Genomic DNA, 17,929 nt, shown 5'->3' on the forward strand with positions numbered 1-17,929 from the left:
GACAGCCCCGAGGAGGTCCTCGCATGAAAACCCTTGACCTGGAATTGCTGAGGTCGCTGGTCGCCATCGACGAGCAGGACAGCTTTGCCGGCGCCGCGGTCCAGCTGGGCAAGACGCAGTCGGCGGTAACGCAGCAGATGCAGCGCCTGGAAGACCAGATCGGCCACCCGCTGTTTGAAAAACAGGGGCGCAGCAAGCGGCTGACGCCGCACGGGCACAAGCTGCTCGAGTACGCGCGCCACCTGCTGGCCATCAACGACGATGCGCTGCGCAGCCTGCAGCAGGGCAGCCTGGAGGGCGTGCTGCGCATAGGCGCGCCGCACGATGTCGCCGACAACTTGCTGCCGACGCTGCTGGCGCAGGTGGCGCGCGTATCGCCGCTGCTGCAACTGGACATCCATGTGGGGCGCAGCCCCTTCCTGATGGAGTCGCTCAAGCGCGGCGAGATCGACATGAGTATTTCCAACCGCAACGATCCGGGGCTGGATGGCGTGGTGTTGCGCACCTCGCCCACGGTGTGGCTGTGTTCGGCCAACTATGTGCACGACCGCTCCAAGCCGGTGCCCTTGATCCTCGTGGAAGGGCCCAGCGTGTATCACCGGCTGGCGCGCGAGGCGCTGGATGCGGCCGGCATCGCATGGTCGCCCAACTACACGGCTTCCAGCCTGATCGGCATCAAGGCCGCGTTGCGCGCCGGCCTGGGTGTGACCGCGCGCGGCATCGAAACGGCGGGCCCCGAGCTGCGCGTGCTCGGTGAAAACGACGGCCTGCCGCGGCTGCCCGACCTCGACTATTACCTGTTCATCCGCAGGAATGTCATCAACCCGGTCACGCGCAAAGTCTTCGACATGCTCAAGGCCAACCTCGGTTTGATCCGCAGCGCGGCGGACCCGGCCTCGCCTGCGGGCAGGGCAGGGTCGATGCCGGGCGACTAGCGCATCGCCGGCGAATTGCCGGTGTTCTACTTTCTACTTACTTGCTCAAGAGCACTTGCGCCAATCAATAGCGGTCGTGGTTCTCGTAACCATGAGGCCGTAACAAATTGTTGGACGCAAGCCACATGAAGAGGCCAATCGCGCGAACAGATGCGGGACTTGCACCGCCACGGTGTACGCTTGCCGGACGCTGGTGATGCCCGGCATGGGCCGAGGTCATTGGACGTGTATGAGAACACATGCAAGGAGTGAGAGTTAATGTCTGTTTCAAAATTCCCCATCAAGCGGCGCACGCTGCTTGCTGGTTCCGCGGCCACCCTGGCGCTTGGCGCCGCACCCGCATGGGCCGCCTATCCCGACAAACCCATCAAGATCATCGTTCCCTGGGCGGCCGGCGGCAGCACTGACGCCATCACCCGTGTGCTTGCGCAGCGCCTGAGCGACGGCTTGAAGCAGCCCGTGATCGTCGACAACAAGCCGGGCGGCGCGGGCCACGTCGGCATTGACCAGGCCGCCAAGTCGGCACCCGATGGCTACACGCTGGCGATCGTCGAGCTGTCCCATGTGTACGCACCCGCGGTGGTCGCCAACCTGCCTTACGACATGCTGCGCGACTTCACGCCGATCACGCTGGTGGGCACCTCGCCCATGGTGTTGTTCACCGGCCCTGAAGTCACCGACTTCAAGACCTTCCTGAAAACCTCCGCGAACACCAAGGGCGGACCGCCCGCCATGGCGAACAGCGGCACGGGATCGATCAGCCACCTGGTCGGCGAGCTGTTCTCCCAGGAAACCAAAATCAAGTTCAACATGGTGCCTTACCGCGGTGGCGCGCCGGCCATGGTGGACCTGGCTGCCGGCCAGGTGGGTTCCTATTTCGCCACGCTGGCAACCGGCTCCAGCCTGATGGCTTCGGGCAAGGTCAAGGCGCTGGCCGTCACGGGCCGCAAGCGCTCCGACGTTCCCATCCTGCGCTCGCTGCCGACGATGACCGAACTCGGCCTGAAAAACATGGACGTCGCCCAGTGGTGGGCATTGGTTGCTCCGGCAACCACGCCTCTGGAAGTCACCGAGCGCCTTCGCCTGGAACTGCTGTCCGCGATGTCGGATTTGAAGGTGGTGGAGCGCATGTCGGCCCTGGGCGTGGAAATGAAGGGCACCTCGCGCGACCAGTTGCGCGGCTTCCTGCGCTCGGAGTCCGAGCGCTGGCGCACCCTGGCCCGCAACGTGGGCCTCAAGCCGCAATAAGCGGCACCCGGCGCGACAGCACTACAGGCCCAGCCAGCGTTGCGCGGCCGCCTGCAGCGCCTCTTGCGCGCCTGTGGTCAGCAAGGTGGTGTGGCCGGGCAAATCGCCCGGCTGCAACTGCCCGGCGGCCTGCAGCAGACGGCGGGCCTGCCGCGCGACAGGTTCGCCGGTTTCCACCAGCCGGACATCGGCGCCCACCAGCGCCTGCAGCGTGTCCCACGCGAAAGCGTAATGCGTGCAGCCCAGCACCAGGGTATCCATCTGGCCGGCCTGGCTGCCGAAGGGCCCCATCGCCCGCGTGTATTGCTCGCACAGCGCGCGGACCCGCGCAAGGTCATGGTTCTGTATCGCATCGGCCAGCCCGTCGCAGGGCTGCAGGATGAACTCGGCCTGGCCTTTCAATGAGTCGTGCAGGGTGCGCAGCTTGGTGCTGGCCACCGTGCCGTGTGTCGCCATCACGCCTATGCGGCCTGTCCTGCTCAAGGCGGCGGCCGGCTTGAGTGCCGGCTCCACGCCGACCAGCGGCAGGTCCGGGTGCTCGGCGCGCACAAGATGGCCGGCGGCCGCCGTTGCGGTGTTGCAGGCGATCACCAGCGCCTTGATTGCATGCTCGTCGCGCAATTGGTGCACGACGGCGCGCGTGCGCTCTATGACAAAAGCGTCGCCGCGTTCGCCATAGGGCGCAAAGCCCGCATCGGCCAGGTAGACGAAAGACTCGGCGGGCAGTTGCGCCCGCAGCGCCTTGAGGATGCTCAGGCCGCCCACACCGCTGTCAAAAACACCGACGGGCCGATCGGCGCCGGCCTGTCCTTCGCTCACGCCGCCGCGACGGGAATGTTTTTGAATTCGCCGCTGGCGATTTTTTTCTGCCATTCGGCCGGGCCGGTGATGTGGGCGCTGGTGCCGCCCGAGTCCACCGCCACGGTCACGGGCATGTCGACCACGTCGAATTCGTAAATCGCTTCCATGCCCAGGTCGGCGAAACCGATCACCTTGGCGGTCTTGATGGCCTTGCTGACGAGGTAGGCGGCGCCGCCCACGGCCATCAGGTAGGCGCTCTTGTGTTTCTTGATGGCCTCGATGGCGACCGGGCCGCGCTCGGACTTGCCGATCATGGAGATCAGGCCGGTTTCAGCCAGCATCATTTCCGTGAAGCCGTCCATGCGCGTGGCGGTGGTCGGGCCGGCCGGGCCCACGGCTTCGTCGCGCACCGGGTCGACCGGGCCGACGTAGTAGATGACACGGTTGGTGAAATCGACCGGCAGCTTTTCGCCCTTGGCCAGCATGCCCTGAATGCGCTTGTGCGCGGCGTCGCGGCCGGTCAGCATCTTGCCGTTGAGCAGCAGGGTCTGGCCGGGTTTCCAGCTGGCGACTTCTTCCCTGGTGAGCGTGTTGAGGTTGACCTTTTTGCTCTTGTTGTAGTCGGGTGCCCAGTTCACGTTGGGCCACAGGTCCAGCGAAGGCGGGTCCAGGTAGACCGGGCCGCTGCCGTCCATCACGAAGTGGGCGTGGCGCGTGGCGGCGCAGTTGGGGATCATGGCCACCGGCTTGCTGGCCGCATGTGTGGGGTACATCTTGATCTTGATGTCGAGCACGGTGGTGAGGCCCCCCAGTCCTTGCGCGCCTATGCCCAGCGCGTTGACTTTTTCGAACAGCTCCAGGCGCAGCTCTTCGGTCTTGCTCAGCTGGGCACCCGAGGACGACTTGGCCTGCAGTTCGTACATGTCCAGGTCGTCCATCAGGCTTTCCTTGGCCATCAGCACGGCTTTTTCGGCGGTGCCGCCTATGCCTATGCCCAGCATGCCGGGCGGGCACCAGCCGGCGCCCATGGTGGGCACGGTCTTGAGCACCCAGTCGACCACCGAGTCGCCGGGGTTGAGCATCACGAGCTTGCTTTTGTTTTCGCTGCCGCCGCCCTTGGCGGCCACGGTGACGTCGACCTTGTCGCCGGGCACCAGCTCGGTGAAGATCACGGCCGGCGTGTTGTCCTTGGTGTTCTTGCGCTCGAACTGCGGGTCGGCGACGACCGAGGCGCGAAGCGTGTTGTCGGGGTGGTTGTAACCGCGGCGCACGCCTTCGTTGACGGCGTCGTCAATGCTGCCGGTGAAGCCTTCCCAGCGCACGTCCATGCCGATCTTGAGGAACACGTTGACGATGCCGGTGTCCTGGCAGATGGGGCGCTGGCCGGTGGCGCTCATCTTGCTGTTGGTCAGGATCTGCGCGATCGCGTCCTTGGCCGCCGGGCTTTGCTCGCGCTCGTAGGCGCGCGCCAGATGGGCGATGTAGTCCGTGGGGTGGTAGTAGCTGATGTACTGCAGCGCGGCGGCTACGGATTCGATGAGGTCGGCTTGCTTGATCGTGGTCATGATGGGGTGGGGTCGTCGTTTTGGGGAATTCGGGCAAACCTCGTAATTATCCGTCTTCGCAAAACCCCTCAGATGAGAATTCTTCTCGTCTGCGGTCATACTTCAGTTTTCCCCTTTTTTGACAGCGCAGGACATTCCATGACGACAAGCAGCAGCACGCGCACCGAGCGCGACACCTTCGGCCCCATCGCGGTGCCGTCCGACAAACTCTGGGGCGCGCAGACACAGCGTTCCCTGCAGAACTTCGACATCTCGGGTGAGCAGCAGCCGCGCGAGATCATCAAGGCGCTGGCCCAGGTCAAGCGCTCCTCGGCCAGGGTCAACCATGCGCTGGGCCTGCAGGACGAGAAAAAAACCCAGGCCATCGTGGCCGCGGCGGACGAGGTGATCGCGGGCAAGCATGCGGACGAGTTCCCGCTGGTGGTCTGGCAGACCGGTTCAGGCACGCAGACCAATATGAACGTCAACGAGGTGCTGGCCAACCGCGCGAGCGAAATCCTGGGCGGCGAGCGCGGCGAAGGCCGGCTGGTGCACCCCAACGACGATGTCAACCGCAGCCAGTCCTCCAATGACGTCTTCCCGACCGCCATGCATGTCGCCGCGGTGGAGGCGCTGACCCACAAGCTGCTGCCGGCCATTGCGAAGCTGCGCGCCACGCTGGCGAAAAAAGCCCAGGACTTCGACGGCATCGTCAAGATTGGCCGCACCCATTTGCAGGACGCCACGCCGCTCACGCTGGGCCAGGAGTTTTCGGGCTATGTGGCGCAACTGGACCATGGCGAAAAACATGTGCGCGCCGCCTTGCCGCACCTGTGCGAACTGGCGCTGGGCGGCACTGCCGTCGGCACCGGCCTGAACGCGCCCAAGGGTTACGCAGTGCAGGTGGCGGCCGAGCTGGCCGCGCTCACGGGCCTGCCTTTTGTCACAGCGCCCAACAAGTTCGAGGCGCTGGCCTCGGTCGACGGCCTGGTGCATGCGCACGGCACGCTCAAAACCCTGGCGGCCAGCATGATGAAAATCGCCAACGACGTGCGCTGGCTGGCCAGCGGCCCGCGCAGTGGCATCGGCGAGCTCAGCATTCCCGAGAACGAACCCGGCTCGTCCATCATGCCGGGCAAGGTCAACCCGACGCAGAGCGAAGCCGTCACCATGCTGGCGGCCCAGGTGTTCGGCAACGACGTCGCCATCAACTTCGGCGGCGCTTCGGGCAACTTCGAGCTCAATGTGTTCAGGCCCATGGTGGCGCACAACTTTTTGCAGAGCGTGCGCCTGCTGGCCGACGGCATGGTGAGTTTCAACGACCACTGCGCCGTGGGCATAGAGCCGAACCGCGAACGCATCACCGAGCTGGTGGATCGCTCGCTGATGCTGGTGACGGCGCTGAACACCCATATCGGCTATGACAAGGCCGCCTTCATCGCCAAGAAGGCGCACAAGGAAGGCAGTAGCCTGCGCGACGCGGCGCTGGCCTCGGGTTTTGTCACGGGTGAGCAGTTTGACCAGTGGGTTGTCCCCGGGAATATGGTCTGACCCCCGTCCAGGGGAGGTAGGCACACCCCCGTCGGACGCTCACTTCGTGTAGCGCCTTCCCCCCTTGCAGGGGGCGGCGCCTGCGGCCTGGCAAAGCCAGTTCCGCGGCCCCTGCTGATGGGGGAGTACACGGTCGTGAGTCTGTGTGTCTGGGACAATAGGCGATGCTCAAATTTGTCCACCGCACACTGAACCAGTTCATCAACTCGCAGTCGCTGTCGGGCGTGGTGCTGGCGCTGGCGGCCGTGCTGGCGCTGGTCGCCAGCAACTCGCCGTGGAGCGAGGCCTATGTGCGTTTTGTGGAGCTGCCCGGCGAGCTGCGCCTGGGCTCCGACGCGCTGCTGCTGTCCAAGTCGCTGCTGCATTGGGTTAACGACCTGTGGATGGCGGTGTTCTTTTTCCTGGTGGGGCTGGAGATCAAGCGCGAGCTGCTGGACGGCGAACTGGCTTCGCGCAGCCAGGCCCTGTTGCCGGTGGGCGCGGCGCTGGGCGGCATGGTGGCGCCGGCGCTCATCTATGTGGCGATCAATGCCGGCAATCCCGTCGCGCTGCGCGGCTGGGCCATTCCGGCGGCCACCGACATCGCGTTCGCGCTGGGCATTCTGGTGCTGCTGGGTAGCCGGGTGCCGGCCTCGCTCAAGGTGTTTTTGACGGCCGTCGCCATCATTGACGACCTGGGGGCCATCCTCATCATTGCCTTCTTCTACACCGACAAGCTTTCCTTGTCGGCCCTGGCCGCCGCGGGCGCGGGCGTGCTGGTGCTGCTGGCCCTGAACCGCGCGAAGGTCATGGCGATAAGCCCTTATGTCGCGGTGGGGCTGGTGATCTGGCTCTTTGTCTACAAATCGGGCATACACGCCACCTTGGCCGGGGTGGTCACCGCGCTGGCGATTCCGCTGTCCGACGGCAAGGGCGGCTCGCCGCTCAAGGCGGCCGAGCACGCGCTGCATCCCTGGGTGGCGTTTGCGGTGCTGCCCATGTTCGCCTTTGTCAACGCCGGGGTGTCGCTGCAGGGCGTGACGCCGGCGACCTTGCTGCAAAGCGTGCCCATGGGCATCACGCTGGGCCTGCTGGTGGGCAAGGCGATAGGTGTGTTCGGCGCGTCCTGGCTGCTGATCCGCTTTGCCGGCGCGCGCCTGCCGGCAGGCGCCGGCTGGCGGCAGTTTTTCGGTGTCTGCCTGCTCTGCGGCGTGGGTTTCACCATGAGCCTCTTCATAGGCGCGCTGGCCTTTGCCGGCCAGGATGCCGCCTATGAAACGCAGCTCAAGCTGGGGGTGCTCTGCGGCTCGCTGCTGTCCGGCGCGCTGGGCGCGCTGATGCTGTTGCGCAGCAGCAGCGCCGTGGAGGCGGTGAAAACGCCCGCCTGAGGCTCAGTGCTTTTGCGCGGCGATGCCCGACATGATCTTGTCGGTGTAGGCGATCGCAATGGCCGACAGCAGGAAGGTGATGTGGATCACGGTCTGCGCGATCAGGACCTTGTCGGTGTAGTTGTCGGCGTTGATGAAGGTCTTGAGCAGGTGGATGGAACTGATGCCGATGATGGCTGTGGCCAGCTTGACCTTGAGCACCGAGGCGTTCACATGGCTCAGCCATTCCGGCTGGTCGCGGTGGCCTTCAAGGTTCATGCGGCTCACAAAGGTTTCGTAGCCGCCGACTATGACCATGATCAGCAGGTTGGAGATCATGACCACGTCGATCAGGGCCAGCACCACCAGCATGATGACCGTCTCGTTGAGGGACGCGACGGGTATGGCGGTTTTGTAGCCTATGCTGGTGATCAGCGACTGCAGGGCGGCCTGGCTGCCGAAGGCGGCTTCTATCAGGTGCCACAATTCGACCAGGAAGTGCATCACGTACACCGCCTGTGCGGCAATCAGGCCCAGGTAGAGCGGCAATTGCAGCCAGCGGCTGGCGAAAATCAGGTTGGGCAGCGGGCGCAGCGGGGAGATTTCTCCAGAGGGTTGGGCTTTTGTAGGTTCAGTCATGATGGCGTAAGCTGGGAGGGTTGCGGCATTGTAAGAGGGCGGCCTGCCATCCCCGGATTTGATGCATTTGTAAGGTTCAAGCCAGTCAGTGGCTTGTAAGTGCGGCAGAAGACAGTACCACGCATTCAGTGACAAACAGGAGACAAAGCCAAATGAGCGCCCCCAATTCCGCGATTGAATCAACCCTGGTGGAGAACCGCATTTTTCCGCCCGCCGCCGCCACCGTGAAGGCCGCGCGCATTTCGGGCATGCCGGCCTACCAGGCTTTGTGCGCCGAGGCTGAAAAGGATTTTGAGGGTTTCTGGGCGCGCCTGGCGCGTGACAACCTCAGCTGGAAAAAGCCCTTCACGAAGACGCTGGACGAATCCGCGGCGCCCTTCTACAAATGGTTTGCCGACGGTGAGCTCAACGCCTCCTACAACTGCCTGGACCGCCACCTGGGCACGCCGACCGAGAACAAAAAGGCCATCATTTTCGAAAGCGACGACGGCAAGGTCACCAACGTCACTTACAAGGAACTGCACGCCAAGGTCAGCCAGTTCGCCAGCGCGCTGAAAGGCGCGGGCATCAAGAAGGGCGACCGGGTCATCATCTATATGCCGATGACGGTGGAGGGCGTGGTGGCCATGCAGGCCTGCGCGCGCATAGGCGCCACGCATTCCGTCGTATTCGGCGGCTTCTCGGCCAAGAGCCTGCAGGAGCGCATCCAGGACGCCGGCGCCGTGGCCGTCATCACCGCCAACTACCAGCTGCGCGGCGGCAAGGAGCTGCCGCTCAAGGCCATCGTCGACGAAGGCATCGCCATGGGCGGCTGCGAGTCGATCAAAAACGTGATCGTCTACCAGCGCACCGCCACGGCCTGCGACATGGTGGCCGGGCGCGACAGCCTGATGCACGAAATCACGGCCAAGGCGGCGCCGGTGTGCGAGCCCGAATTCGTCGGTGCCGAGCACCCGCTGTTCGTTCTTTACACCTCGGGCTCGACCGGCAAGCCCAAGGGCGTGCAGCACAGCACCGGTGGTTACCTGCTCTGGGCCAAGCTCACGATGGACTGGACCTTCGACATCCAGCCCGCCGACGTGTTCTGGTGCACGGCCGACATCGGCTGGATCACCGGCCACACCTATGTGGCTTACGGCCCGCTGGCCGCTGGCGCGACGCAGATCATCTTCGAGGGCATCCCCACCTTCCCGAACGCCGGGCGCTTCTGGCAGATGATCGAAAAGCACAAGGTCACGATTTTCTACACCGCGCCCACGGCGATCCGTTCGCTGATCAAGGCCGCCGAGGCCGACGAGAAAGTGCACCCGGCGCGCTCCGACCTCAGCAGCCTGCGCATCCTGGGCTCGGTGGGCGAGCCCATCAATCCCGAAGCCTGGATGTGGTACTACAAAAACGTGGGCGGCGAGCGCTGCCCCATCGTGGACACTTTCTGGCAAACCGAAACCGGCGGCCACATGATCACGCCGCTGCCCGGCGCCACGCCGCTGGTGCCCGGCAGTTGCACCCTGCCGCTGCCCGGCATCATGACCGCCATCGTCGATGAAACCGGCAAGGACCTGCCCAACGGCTCGGGCGGCATGCTGGTCGTCAAACGCCCCTGGCCGTCCATGATCCGCACCATCTGGAACGATCCGGATCGTTTCAAGAAGAGCTATTTCCCCGAAGAAATGGGCGGCACGATTTACCTGGCCGGCGACGGCGCGGTGCGCAACGCCGACAACGGCTACTTCCGCATCACCGGCCGCATTGACGACGTGCTCAACGTCTCGGGCCACCGCATGGGCACCATGGAAATCGAATCGGCACTGGTGGCGCATTCCGCGCTGGTGGCCGAAGCCGCCGTCGTGGGCCGGCCCGACGACCTGACCGGCGAAGCCATCGTGGCCTTCGTGGTGCTCAAGCGCGCGCGCCCCACGGGCGAGGAGGCCAAGGCCATCGCCAAGGAACTTCGCGATTGGGTCGGCAAGGAAATCGGACCCATCGCCAAGCCCAAGGACATCCGCTTCGGCGACAACCTGCCCAAGACACGCAGCGGCAAGATCATGCGCCGCCTGCTGCGCGGCATCGCCAAGGGCGAGGCCATCACGCAGGACACGTCGACTTTAGAAAACCCCGCCATCCTCGATCAGCTGTCGGAAAGACAGTGATCGAGGGCGGCGAAGCCGCGCCAGCGAAGCTGTGGCGGGGTTGGGGGACACTCATATCGCGAAGCGATGTGATGTGGCCACAGAATCCGGCGATTCTGGAGCAATTGGCTGAAAAGCAGTAACTGGAGGCGCCAATGAAAAAAGCCCGTCATCGACGGGCTTTTTTGCGGGCTTGCGAGCCGCTTATTTGGTTGCCAGGACCCAGGCGGCCAGTTTCTTGGCTTCTTCAGGGTTGACCTGTGCATTCGCGGGCATGGGGACCGGGCCCCAGACGCCGGAACCGCCCTTGATGATTTTGGCGGCCAGCTTGTCGGCGGCGTCTTTCTGGCCGGCGTACTTGGCGGCGACATCCTTGTAGGAGGGGCCGACCAGCTTTTTGTCGATGGCGTGGCAGGCCATGCAGTTCTTGGCGGTAGCCAATTGCAGGTCGGCCAGGGCTGGCGTCGACACGGCAAAACCCGCGGTCACAAAAGCGATTACCGAAAGAATGCGTTTCATGGATTGTCCTCGTGGGGGAAGTTGTGGATTCGGTTACAGTCAATCAACGTGATTGTAGTGGTGCCGGTTGACCCTTGTTTCAAGGGGATACCCCTTGGCGCAGGTGGCATATTCAGGAGAAGTTTCATGTTTTTTTTATTGCTTGGCATTGTGGCCCTGGCCCTCAAATATTTCGAGATCGGGCCGGTCGCCACTTTGAACTGGTTCATCGTGCTGTCTCCCTTTGCAATGGCCGTCGCCTGGTGGGCCTGGGCCGACGCGTCGGGTTATACCAAGCGCAAGGAAGTTGAAAAGATGGCCAAGCGTAAGGACGACCGGATTGAAAAACAGCGTGAAGCCATGGGTATGCTTTCGGCCAAAAAGAGGAAGAAGTAAGCCCGAGCCGCCGCAAGTTCTTTATTCAAGGTACGACACCAATTTATCCGCTGTTCGCAAACGGCGAGGCAGTTCAAAGCAAAGAGCCCGTGAAGTCTGTAACTTCACGGGCTCTTGTCGTTTCAGTGGACCGGGGTCAGTTCAATAGTCGTCCAGCACCGCGCCCTTGCTGGCACTGGAGGCATTGAAGGCAAACTTGGCCTGTACGCCGCGGGTGTAACGCGGCGCCGGAGCCTTCCAGCCGACCTTGCGTTTGGCCAGTTCGGCATCGCTGATGTTCAGCTGCAGCAAGAGCTGCTTGGAATCGATGGTGATGGAGTCGCCTTCGTTGATGAAGGCGATGTTGCCGCCGGCCGCGGCTTCTGGTGCGACGTGGCCGACCACCATGCCCCAGGTGCCGCCGGAGAAACGGCCGTCGGTGATCAGGCCCACGCTTTCACCGAGGCCGGCGCCTATCAGCGCGCCGGTGGGGGCCAGCATTTCAGGCATGCCGGGCCCGCCCTTGGGGCCGAGGTAGCGCAGCACCATCACGTCGCCGGCCTTGATCTTGCCTGCCAGAATCGCGGCCAGGGCCGACTGCTCGTCGTCAAACACGCGCGCCGGGCCGGTCATGACCGGGTTTTTCAGGCCGGTGATCTTGGCGACGCAGCCCTCGGGCGAGAGGTTGCCCTTGAGGATGGCAAGGTGGCCCTGTGCGTACATGGGCTTGTCGATGGGGCGGATCACGTCCTGGTCGGCGCGCGGCACGTCGGGCACGTCCTTGAGCGTCTCGGCAATGGTCTGGCCGGAAATCGTCAGGCAGTCGCCATGCAGCAGGCCGGCGGCCAGCAGTGTTTTCATGACCTGGGGAATGCCGCCGGCGCGGTGCAGATCCACAGCGAGGTATTTGCCCGAGGGCTTGAGGTCGCACAGCACCGGCGTACGCTGGCGCACGCGCTCGAAGTCGTCGATCGTCCATTCCACGCCGGCCGCGTGGGCGATGGCCAGGAAGTGGAGCACGGCGTTGGTGGAGCCGCCGGTGGCCATGATCACGGCGACCGCGTTTTCAATCGCCTTCTTGGTGACGATGTCGCGCGGTTTGATGTCTTTTTTGATGGCCTCGACCAGAACCTTGGCCGACTCCTTGGCCGAGTTCATTTTCTCGTCGTGCGGATTGGCCATGGTGCTGGAGTAGGGCAGCGAAATACCCAGGGCCTCGAAGGCGCTGGACATGGTATTGGCCGTGTACATGCCGCCGCAACTGCCGGTGCCGGGGATGGCGCGGCGCTCGATCTCCAGCAGGTCTTCGTCGCTCATGCGGCCGGCGGCGTTTTCACCCACGGCTTCGAACACGCTGACGATGTTGAGGTCCTTGCCCTTGTAGCTGCCCGGCAGGATGGTGCCGCCGTAAACGTAGATTGCAGGCACGTTAGCGCGCAGCATGCCCATCAGGCCGCCCGGCATGTTCTTGTCGCAGCCGCCGACCACCAGCACGCCGTCCATCCACTGGCCCTGCACACAGGTTTCGATGCAGTCCGAGATCACCTCGCGGCTCACCAGCGAATATTTCATGCCTTCGGTGCCCATGGCCATGCCGTCGGAGATGGTGGGCGTGCCGAAGACCTGGGCGTTGCCGCCGGCCTCCTCGATGCCGGCAATCGCCGCATCCGCCAGTTTTTGCAGGCCGCTGTTGCAGGGCGTGATGGTGCTGTGGCCGTTGGCCACGCCGACCATGGGCTTTTTGAAATCGTCGGCCTCGTAACCCATGGCGTAGTACATGGAGCGGTTGGGCGCGCGCGATTTGCCCTCGGTGATGTTTTTGCTGCGCGGGTTGGCAACGATGTTGACGGTTTTGGTGTTCATGGTGCGTCTCGTGGTGGATGTCTGTTTGGGTGTGGCCGGGCTGCGCCGTGGCACTCAGGAATGCAGAGTATGCGTGCTTTGATTGATTCTTTCCAATCCATTATTTATGATCTATTAATATGTAATGCATATGAATGATGCCCTCAATGCCGTGCACACGGCGTCCCGCAAACCACCCCTGATCGAGCTTCGCCTATGGCGCCAGTTCCTGGCCGTGGCCGAGGAATTGCACTTCGGCCGCGCGGCGCTGCGCCTGAGCATGACCCAGCCGCCGCTCACCCAAGCCATTGCCCAGCTGGAGGCCTTGCTGGGCCTGAAGTTGTTCGACCGCACCAAGCGCAGCGTGCAGCTCACGGCGGCGGGTGCCGCCCTGGTGCCCGAGGCGCGCGACCTGCTGGCGCGCGCCCAGGCCTTGCCGGCGTATGCGCGCGCCAGCGCCGACGGCGAGGCGGGGCGCTTGCGGCTGGCTTTTGTCTCCACGGTGGGTTTCGAGTTGCTGCCGCGCTGGGTGCGCGCTTTTCGCGAGCACTACCCGAAAGTGCAGCTGGAACTGCTGGAGGCGACCGGCGACGTGCAATTGCAGGCCTTTGAGCGCGGCGAGATCGACGCGGGCTTCATGCTGCATTCCCCTGGTTTTGCGCCGCCCGGCCTGGCCTGCCGGCGCATCAGCCAGGATCCGCTGGTGGTGGCGCTGCCCGAGCAGCACCCGCTGGCAAACAAGGCTGCACTCACCCTTGCGGACCTGTTGGACCAGGCGCTGGTGATTTTTCCGCGGCGCATCGTTCCTTCGCTCTACGACGCGATTTTTGCGATGTATCACGCGGCCGGGCAATTGCCGCAGGTCGCGCAGGAAGCCATCCAGATGCAGACCATCGTGAACCTGGTATCCGCCGGGCTGGGCGTGGCCTGGGTGCCCGAGAGCGTGCGGCAATTCCAGCGGCCCGGCGTGGTGTACCGCAGCCTGCCGGCCGGCAGGCCTTCCGCGCGCGGTGGGGCTCGGGGGGCTTCAGTCGCGGTACCCGGCTGCGAGACCAGCTTGGTCTGGCCGGGTGCCAGCGCCAACCCGGCGCTCGCGCGCTTCGCGGCTTTTATCGGCGAGTAGACCGGTAAAAGGCTTCGTCCTGTTCGCGTTGCCGGCGCGCCGCCACCGCGCTTTGCTGCTGCTGTCTTTCCGACGCGGTGAGTTCGCGCTGCTCCATCCTGCGCTGGGCTATTTCGCCGGGGCTGCTGCAGCGCGCGCCATGGTTGGCCTCGCAGTTGGCAATGATTTGTTTGTCGGTGAGCGGGGCCTGGGCAGCGCCTTTGCGCAAGCCGCCCGATGCCGGGGACGAGCCCTGGCGCGATGTGTTGGCGGAGGCGTCCGCGGCCGCCCGCGCGTCGGCGGCTGCGTTTTCCGCCGCCCAGTCTTTTGGCGCGGCAGCGGCAGCAGCAGCGCCATTGCCATAGGGCCCGCCCTCGGCCGGCATCGGGGGCGCGGCGGACCTCGTAGGCGCCTGCATGATGAGCTTTTCGCTGCCGCCTTGGGCCGCGCAAGGTATTTGCGAAAACACTTTTTTGCCGTTCGCGTCCAGGCATTGGTAGACCTGGGCGGTGGCGGGCTGCATGAAGAACAGGCCCAGCAGGCTGAGAGAAAGGGCAGGGTGAAGGGCGTAGCGCATGGGCGGTATCCGTGACGGTGTTGCCGGCAGTCTAATCCAATGCCGTCTTCGCGTAAGCCCTTTCCTACGAGGCATGCGTGCAAAATACCGCCCATGCTTATCCACCCGCAAATCAATCCTGTCGCGCTCCAACTCGGCCCGTTGGGCATCCACTGGTACGGCCTGACCTACCTGGCGGCCTTCGGCTTGTTTTTCTTCCTGGCCACGCGGCGGCTGCGGCACCAGCCTTTTGCCTCCATCACCGGGCCGGGGGCCTGGTCGCGCAGGGATATTGAGGACATGCTGTTTCTGGGGGTGATGGGAGTGGTGATAGGCGGGCGGCTCGGTTATTGCCTTTTCTACAAGCCCGGCTACTACCTGTCGCATCCGCTGGAGATCTTTTTTGTGTGGCAGGGCGGCATGAGCTTTCACGGCGGCATGCTGGGGGTGCTGGCTTCGCAGTGGTGGTTTGCGCGCTCGCGCCGGCGGCCCTGGCTGCAGGTGATGGATTTTGTGGCGCCTTGCGTGCCCACGGGGCTGGCGGCGGGGCGTGTCGGCAACTTCATCAACGGTGAGCTGTGGGGGCGTTTCAGCGACCCGGCCCTGCCCTGGGGCATGGTGTTTCCGGGCAGCGGTTCCCCGCTGCCGCGCCATCCTTCGCAGGTCTACCAGTTCCTGCTCGAGGGCCTGCTGCTGTTCGTGCTGCTGTGGCTGTACGCGCGCAAGCCGCGCAAGACGGGCCAGGTCTCCGGCGCCTTCCTGCTGGGCTACGGCGTGTTCCGCTTTATTGCCGAGTTTTTCCGCGAGCCGGACGAGTTCCTCGGCATCCTGGCCCTGGGCATGAGCATGGGCCAATGGCTTTGCGTTCCCATGATCATTGGCGGCGCCTGGCTCTGGGTGTGGGCGACAAAACGCGCTGAGCCGGCCTGAGGCCCGGCAAAACCGTCACAAGGGGCGCTACCGGGGCGGCGCATGCTGTTCGCGTCCGCAATCCGCAAGCCTCCACTAGGGTTTCCCCCTGTCGTTTTCAAGCACAAGCTCTTGATGGTGTTTGGATTATTTCTCATAATTACACGTAATTACTTGAAATTACCGCGGAATTGGGCGTCAAAGTACCCGCGGTAAAGCAGGTTTTCAGCAGGGGTTCGCCATGCCGGCGGGCCGGGTCAGTCAAAGGGTCATGCCATGCGTCTTGTCCAGAATTCACTGCACCAGGAGGTCGCCGATACCCTGCGCGAGCAGATTTTCGCGGGCCAGCTGGCGCCCGGGAGCTTTCTGGATGAGGTCGCGCTGTGCGAGCGGCTGGAAATCTCGCGCACGCCGCTGCGCGAGGCGCTCAAGGTGCTGACTTCCGAGGGGCTGCTGCGCCATGAGCCCCGGCGCGGCTGCTTCGTCAACGAAGTGACCGAAAAAGACCTCGACGACATCTTCCCGGTGATCGCGCTGCTGGAAGGGCGCTGCGCCTACGAGGCGGCGCGCAACGCGACCGACGCCGACCTCGCGGCGCTGACCACCCTGCACGAGCGCCTCAACAGCCATGCGGCGGCCGGCCGCATCAACGACTACTACGCCACCAACTTCGCGATCCACGAGGCCATCATCCTGCTGGCCGACAACCGCTGGCTCGCGCAGGCCATTGCCGACCTGCGCAAAATCCTCAAGCTCGCGCGGCTGCAGCAGCTTCACGCGCCGGGCCGGCTGGCGCAAAGTCTGTCGGAGCACATGACGGTGTTCGCCGCCCTCAAGAGCCGCGATAGTGAAGGCGCGGAAGCCGCCATGCGCACGCACCTGACACGCCAGCGCGAAGCGCTGCGCGAACTGGCCCGCAACCAGCGCTCAAGGGTGGCATCATGAGCGCCGCCGAGTGGCTCAGCCGCAACGTCTCGCGCTTTACCAGCGACAAGGGCGCCGCGGGGAATGCGGCGGCGCAAGCCGCCCCGGCGGCAGCCAAAAAATCGGCGCCCGGCGCAAGCCTGCCCGCGCGCAGCACGCATGAGCGGCTGCAGGCGACGCTGAGCCAGAAAGACGAGGCGCTGTCGCCGCGCGTGCTGCGCCGCACCTTGCAGGAACTGCAGGCCATCATCGACCCGCGCGTAAGCGAGGTCGAGGGCGGGCGCCGCGCCATGGCCATCGCGGCCTGGTACGAGGGCGCCACACCAGCGCGCCGGCGCGACCTGTGGATGCTCATGAGCGAGCAATTCGTCGCCAACCCGCAAAAGGTCAAGGCCGCGCAGGCGCAGTTCGCGGCGGCGGTGGGCACGCCCGAGGAGGCGGTGGCCGAGGTGCGTTACCGGCGCGCCACGGTGTCGCCGCGCCGGCGCCTGCTGCAGCGCTTCAGCGTCTACCCGGGCGGCATCCAGTTCCTGGTCGACATGCGGGCCGAGATGCAGCCCAGCCTCAAGTCCGACAAGCGCCTGCTGGCGCTGGACGTGGAAATGGAATACATGTTTTCCACCTGGTTCGACGTGGGATTTCTGGACCTGCGTCGCATCACCTGGGATTCGCCGGCCTCGCTGATCGAAAAGCTCATCAAGTACGAAGCGGTGCATGACATCAAGGGCTGGGCCGACGTGAAGAACCGGCTCGACAGCGACAGGCGCTGCTACGGCTTTTTCCACCCGCGCCTGCCCGAGGTGCCGCTGATCTTCGTGGAGGTTGCCATGGTCGAGCAGATCGCGGGCGACATCATGCCGCTGCTCGACGAACTGGCCGCGCCTTCGGACCTGAGCCGCGCCACCACGGCCATCTTTTATTCGATCAGCAACACCCAGGCCGGGCTGCGCGGCGTGAGTTTCGGTGACTCCCTGATCAAGCGCGTGGTCGAGACGCTGAAGGAAGAATTTCCCAAGCTCAAGACTTTTGCCACGCTTTCGCCGATTCCGGGTTTTCGCAATTGGCTGGGCAAGAACGCCGGGGCCATGCTCGAAAAACTGGGCGAAAAAGAACTCACGGCGCTGGGCCGGGCCGTGGGCTTCGAGCCGCCCGGCGCCGGGCATTTGCTCACGGCCATTGAGAACCCGCTCGCGCTAAGCGAAAAATCGCCGGTGCGCAAAATGCTGCTGCACTGCGCCGCCCACTACCTTGGGCGGACCCTGGAAGAGGGCAAGCCGCTGGATCCGGTGGCGCGCTTTCACCTGGGCAATGGCGCGCGCATAGAACGCATCAACTGGGCGGGCGACCCCACACCGAAAGGGCTCAAGCAGTCCTACGGCCTCATGGTGAATTACCTCTACGATCTCAAGCGCCTGGACAGGCACCGCGCGCAGCTCGCACAGGGGGAAATCCCCGTGTCAGGGGACATCGAAGATTTGTATATTTGAATGTGTACTTAAGAACGTGTACTTCAATGGATTGGGGTGGCGG

Annotated in this window: 16 protein-coding genes; 10 read left to right on the forward strand and 6 right to left on the reverse strand. The window is 64.4% G+C overall.

Annotated features, from left to right (window positions below):
- Positions 1 to 23 precede the first annotated feature (23 nt).
- Together AC1D09_RS07290 and AC1D09_RS07295 are read left to right on the forward strand one after the other, a co-directional pair.
- Complete coding sequence (locus AC1D09_RS07290; protein WP_477663769.1) at positions 24 to 935, forward strand: LysR substrate-binding domain-containing protein; 912 nt, start codon at positions 24 to 26, stop codon at positions 933 to 935.
- A gap of 258 nt (positions 936 to 1,193) precedes the next feature.
- Positions 1,194 to 2,183, forward strand: coding sequence for a Bug family tripartite tricarboxylate transporter substrate binding protein (locus AC1D09_RS07295; RefSeq protein ID WP_477663768.1), 990 nt, complete (start codon positions 1,194 to 1,196; stop codon positions 2,181 to 2,183).
- A gap of 21 nt (positions 2,184 to 2,204) precedes the next feature.
- On the opposite strand, the gene murI is transcribed toward AC1D09_RS07295, so the two are convergent.
- On the reverse strand, positions 2,205 to 3,002 hold the full coding sequence (murI, locus tag AC1D09_RS07300; protein ID WP_477663767.1) for a glutamate racemase: 798 nt from the start codon (positions 3,000 to 3,002) through the stop codon (positions 2,205 to 2,207).
- Entirely contained in the window at positions 2,999 to 4,549 is a 1,551-nt protein-coding gene (locus tag AC1D09_RS07305; RefSeq protein WP_477663766.1) for a fumarate hydratase, read from the reverse strand. The genes murI and AC1D09_RS07305 overlap by 4 nt, the downstream gene beginning before the upstream one ends.
- Before the next feature lie 138 nt (positions 4,550 to 4,687).
- On the opposite strand from AC1D09_RS07305, the gene fumC reads away from it, so the two are divergent.
- Both fumC and nhaA read left to right on the forward strand, forming a co-directional pair.
- On the forward strand, positions 4,688 to 6,079 hold the full coding sequence (gene fumC / locus AC1D09_RS07310) for a class II fumarate hydratase (RefSeq protein WP_477700997.1): 1,392 nt from the start codon (positions 4,688 to 4,690) through the stop codon (positions 6,077 to 6,079).
- A 164-nt stretch (positions 6,080 to 6,243) separates the two neighbouring features.
- Complete coding sequence (gene nhaA / locus AC1D09_RS07315) at positions 6,244 to 7,446, forward strand: Na+/H+ antiporter NhaA (protein WP_477663764.1); 1,203 nt, start codon at positions 6,244 to 6,246, stop codon at positions 7,444 to 7,446.
- A gap of 3 nt (positions 7,447 to 7,449) precedes the next feature.
- Here the strand turns inward: nhaA and AC1D09_RS07320 are convergent, their stop codons facing one another.
- Complete coding sequence (locus tag AC1D09_RS07320) at positions 7,450 to 8,064, reverse strand: YqhA family protein (protein WP_477663763.1); 615 nt, start codon at positions 8,062 to 8,064, stop codon at positions 7,450 to 7,452.
- 152 nt (positions 8,065 to 8,216) lie between these two features.
- Between AC1D09_RS07320 and acs the strand changes: the two genes are divergently transcribed.
- Positions 8,217 to 10,214, forward strand: coding sequence for an acetate--CoA ligase (acs, locus tag AC1D09_RS07325; protein WP_477700998.1), 1,998 nt, complete (start codon positions 8,217 to 8,219; stop codon positions 10,212 to 10,214).
- 183 nt (positions 10,215 to 10,397) lie between these two features.
- On the opposite strand, the gene AC1D09_RS07330 is transcribed toward acs, so the two are convergent.
- Positions 10,398 to 10,712, reverse strand: a complete 315-nt coding sequence (locus AC1D09_RS07330) for a c-type cytochrome (protein WP_477663761.1) — start codon at positions 10,710 to 10,712, stop codon at positions 10,398 to 10,400.
- Positions 10,713 to 10,838: 126 nt separating this feature from the next.
- Here AC1D09_RS07330 and AC1D09_RS07335 point away from each other — a divergent pair, with 126 nt between their 5' ends.
- Positions 10,839 to 11,087 (forward strand): TIGR04438 family Trp-rich protein, encoded by a 249-nt coding sequence (locus AC1D09_RS07335; protein WP_477663760.1) that lies wholly within the window; start codon positions 10,839 to 10,841, stop codon positions 11,085 to 11,087.
- 141 nt (positions 11,088 to 11,228) lie between these two features.
- On the opposite strand, the gene ilvD is transcribed toward AC1D09_RS07335, so the two are convergent.
- Positions 11,229 to 12,929: a dihydroxy-acid dehydratase gene (gene ilvD, locus AC1D09_RS07340; RefSeq protein ID WP_074575323.1), complete on the reverse strand. Its 1,701-nt coding sequence runs from the start codon at positions 12,927 to 12,929 to the stop codon at positions 11,229 to 11,231.
- Between the two features lie 130 nt (positions 12,930 to 13,059).
- Between ilvD and AC1D09_RS07345 the strand changes: the two genes are divergently transcribed.
- The gene (locus tag AC1D09_RS07345; protein ID WP_477663759.1) at positions 13,060 to 14,031 is read left to right on the forward strand and encodes a LysR family transcriptional regulator; all 972 of its coding nucleotides are present in this window, start codon (positions 13,060 to 13,062) and stop codon (positions 14,029 to 14,031) included.
- Here AC1D09_RS07345 and AC1D09_RS07350 read toward each other — a convergent pair.
- A complete protein-coding gene (locus tag AC1D09_RS07350) occupies positions 14,018 to 14,587 on the reverse strand; it encodes a DUF4124 domain-containing protein (RefSeq protein WP_477663758.1) in 570 nt (189 codons plus the stop codon). The genes AC1D09_RS07345 and AC1D09_RS07350 overlap by 14 nt on opposite strands.
- A gap of 93 nt (positions 14,588 to 14,680) precedes the next feature.
- Here AC1D09_RS07350 and lgt point away from each other — a divergent pair, with 93 nt between their 5' ends.
- The 3 genes from lgt to AC1D09_RS07365 all read left to right on the forward strand — a co-directional run bounded on the left by lgt (position 14,681) and on the right by AC1D09_RS07365 (position 17,886).
- The gene (gene lgt / locus AC1D09_RS07355) at positions 14,681 to 15,496 is read left to right on the forward strand and encodes a prolipoprotein diacylglyceryl transferase (RefSeq protein ID WP_477663757.1); all 816 of its coding nucleotides are present in this window, start codon (positions 14,681 to 14,683) and stop codon (positions 15,494 to 15,496) included.
- 255 nt (positions 15,497 to 15,751) lie between these two features.
- Positions 15,752 to 16,420, forward strand: a complete 669-nt coding sequence (locus AC1D09_RS07360; RefSeq protein WP_477663756.1) for a GntR family transcriptional regulator — start codon at positions 15,752 to 15,754, stop codon at positions 16,418 to 16,420.
- Positions 16,417 to 17,886, forward strand: coding sequence for a malonyl-CoA decarboxylase domain-containing protein (locus AC1D09_RS07365; RefSeq protein WP_477663755.1), 1,470 nt, complete (start codon positions 16,417 to 16,419; stop codon positions 17,884 to 17,886). Before AC1D09_RS07360 ends, AC1D09_RS07365 begins: the two co-directional genes overlap by 4 nt.
- The last annotated feature ends 43 nt before the right edge of the window (positions 17,887 to 17,929 follow it).

It is taken from the genome of Polaromonas sp. P1_A2 (assembly GCF_056406895.1).

Excerpts from the sequence above, each read along its gene's own strand:
- AC1D09_RS07350 (WP_477663758.1), bottom strand. The coding sequence starts at position 14,587 with ATGCGCTACGCCCTTCACCCTGCCCTTTCTCTCAGCCTGCTGGGCCTG.
- lgt (WP_477663757.1), top strand. The coding sequence starts at position 14,681 with ATGCTTATCCACCCGCAAATCAATCCTGTCGCGCTCCAACTCGGCCCG.
- AC1D09_RS07345 (WP_477663759.1), top strand. The coding sequence starts at position 13,060 with ATGAATGATGCCCTCAATGCCGTGCACACGGCGTCCCGCAAACCACCC.
- nhaA (WP_477663764.1), top strand. The coding sequence starts at position 6,244 with ATGCTCAAATTTGTCCACCGCACACTGAACCAGTTCATCAACTCGCAG.
- AC1D09_RS07330 (WP_477663761.1), bottom strand. The coding sequence starts at position 10,712 with ATGAAACGCATTCTTTCGGTAATCGCTTTTGTGACCGCGGGTTTTGCC.
- AC1D09_RS07360 (WP_477663756.1), top strand. The coding sequence starts at position 15,752 with ATGCGTCTTGTCCAGAATTCACTGCACCAGGAGGTCGCCGATACCCTG.
- fumC (WP_477700997.1), top strand. The coding sequence starts at position 4,688 with ATGACGACAAGCAGCAGCACGCGCACCGAGCGCGACACCTTCGGCCCC.
- AC1D09_RS07290 (WP_477663769.1), top strand. The coding sequence starts at position 24 with ATGAAAACCCTTGACCTGGAATTGCTGAGGTCGCTGGTCGCCATCGAC.
- AC1D09_RS07335 (WP_477663760.1), top strand. The coding sequence starts at position 10,839 with ATGTTTTTTTTATTGCTTGGCATTGTGGCCCTGGCCCTCAAATATTTC.
- ilvD (WP_074575323.1), bottom strand. The coding sequence starts at position 12,929 with ATGAACACCAAAACCGTCAACATCGTTGCCAACCCGCGCAGCAAAAAC.
- acs (WP_477700998.1), top strand. The coding sequence starts at position 8,217 with ATGAGCGCCCCCAATTCCGCGATTGAATCAACCCTGGTGGAGAACCGC.
- AC1D09_RS07305 (WP_477663766.1), bottom strand. The coding sequence starts at position 4,549 with ATGACCACGATCAAGCAAGCCGACCTCATCGAATCCGTAGCCGCCGCG.
- AC1D09_RS07295 (WP_477663768.1), top strand. The coding sequence starts at position 1,194 with ATGTCTGTTTCAAAATTCCCCATCAAGCGGCGCACGCTGCTTGCTGGT.
- AC1D09_RS07320 (WP_477663763.1), bottom strand. The coding sequence starts at position 8,064 with ATGACTGAACCTACAAAAGCCCAACCCTCTGGAGAAATCTCCCCGCTG.
- AC1D09_RS07365 (WP_477663755.1), top strand. The coding sequence starts at position 16,417 with ATGAGCGCCGCCGAGTGGCTCAGCCGCAACGTCTCGCGCTTTACCAGC.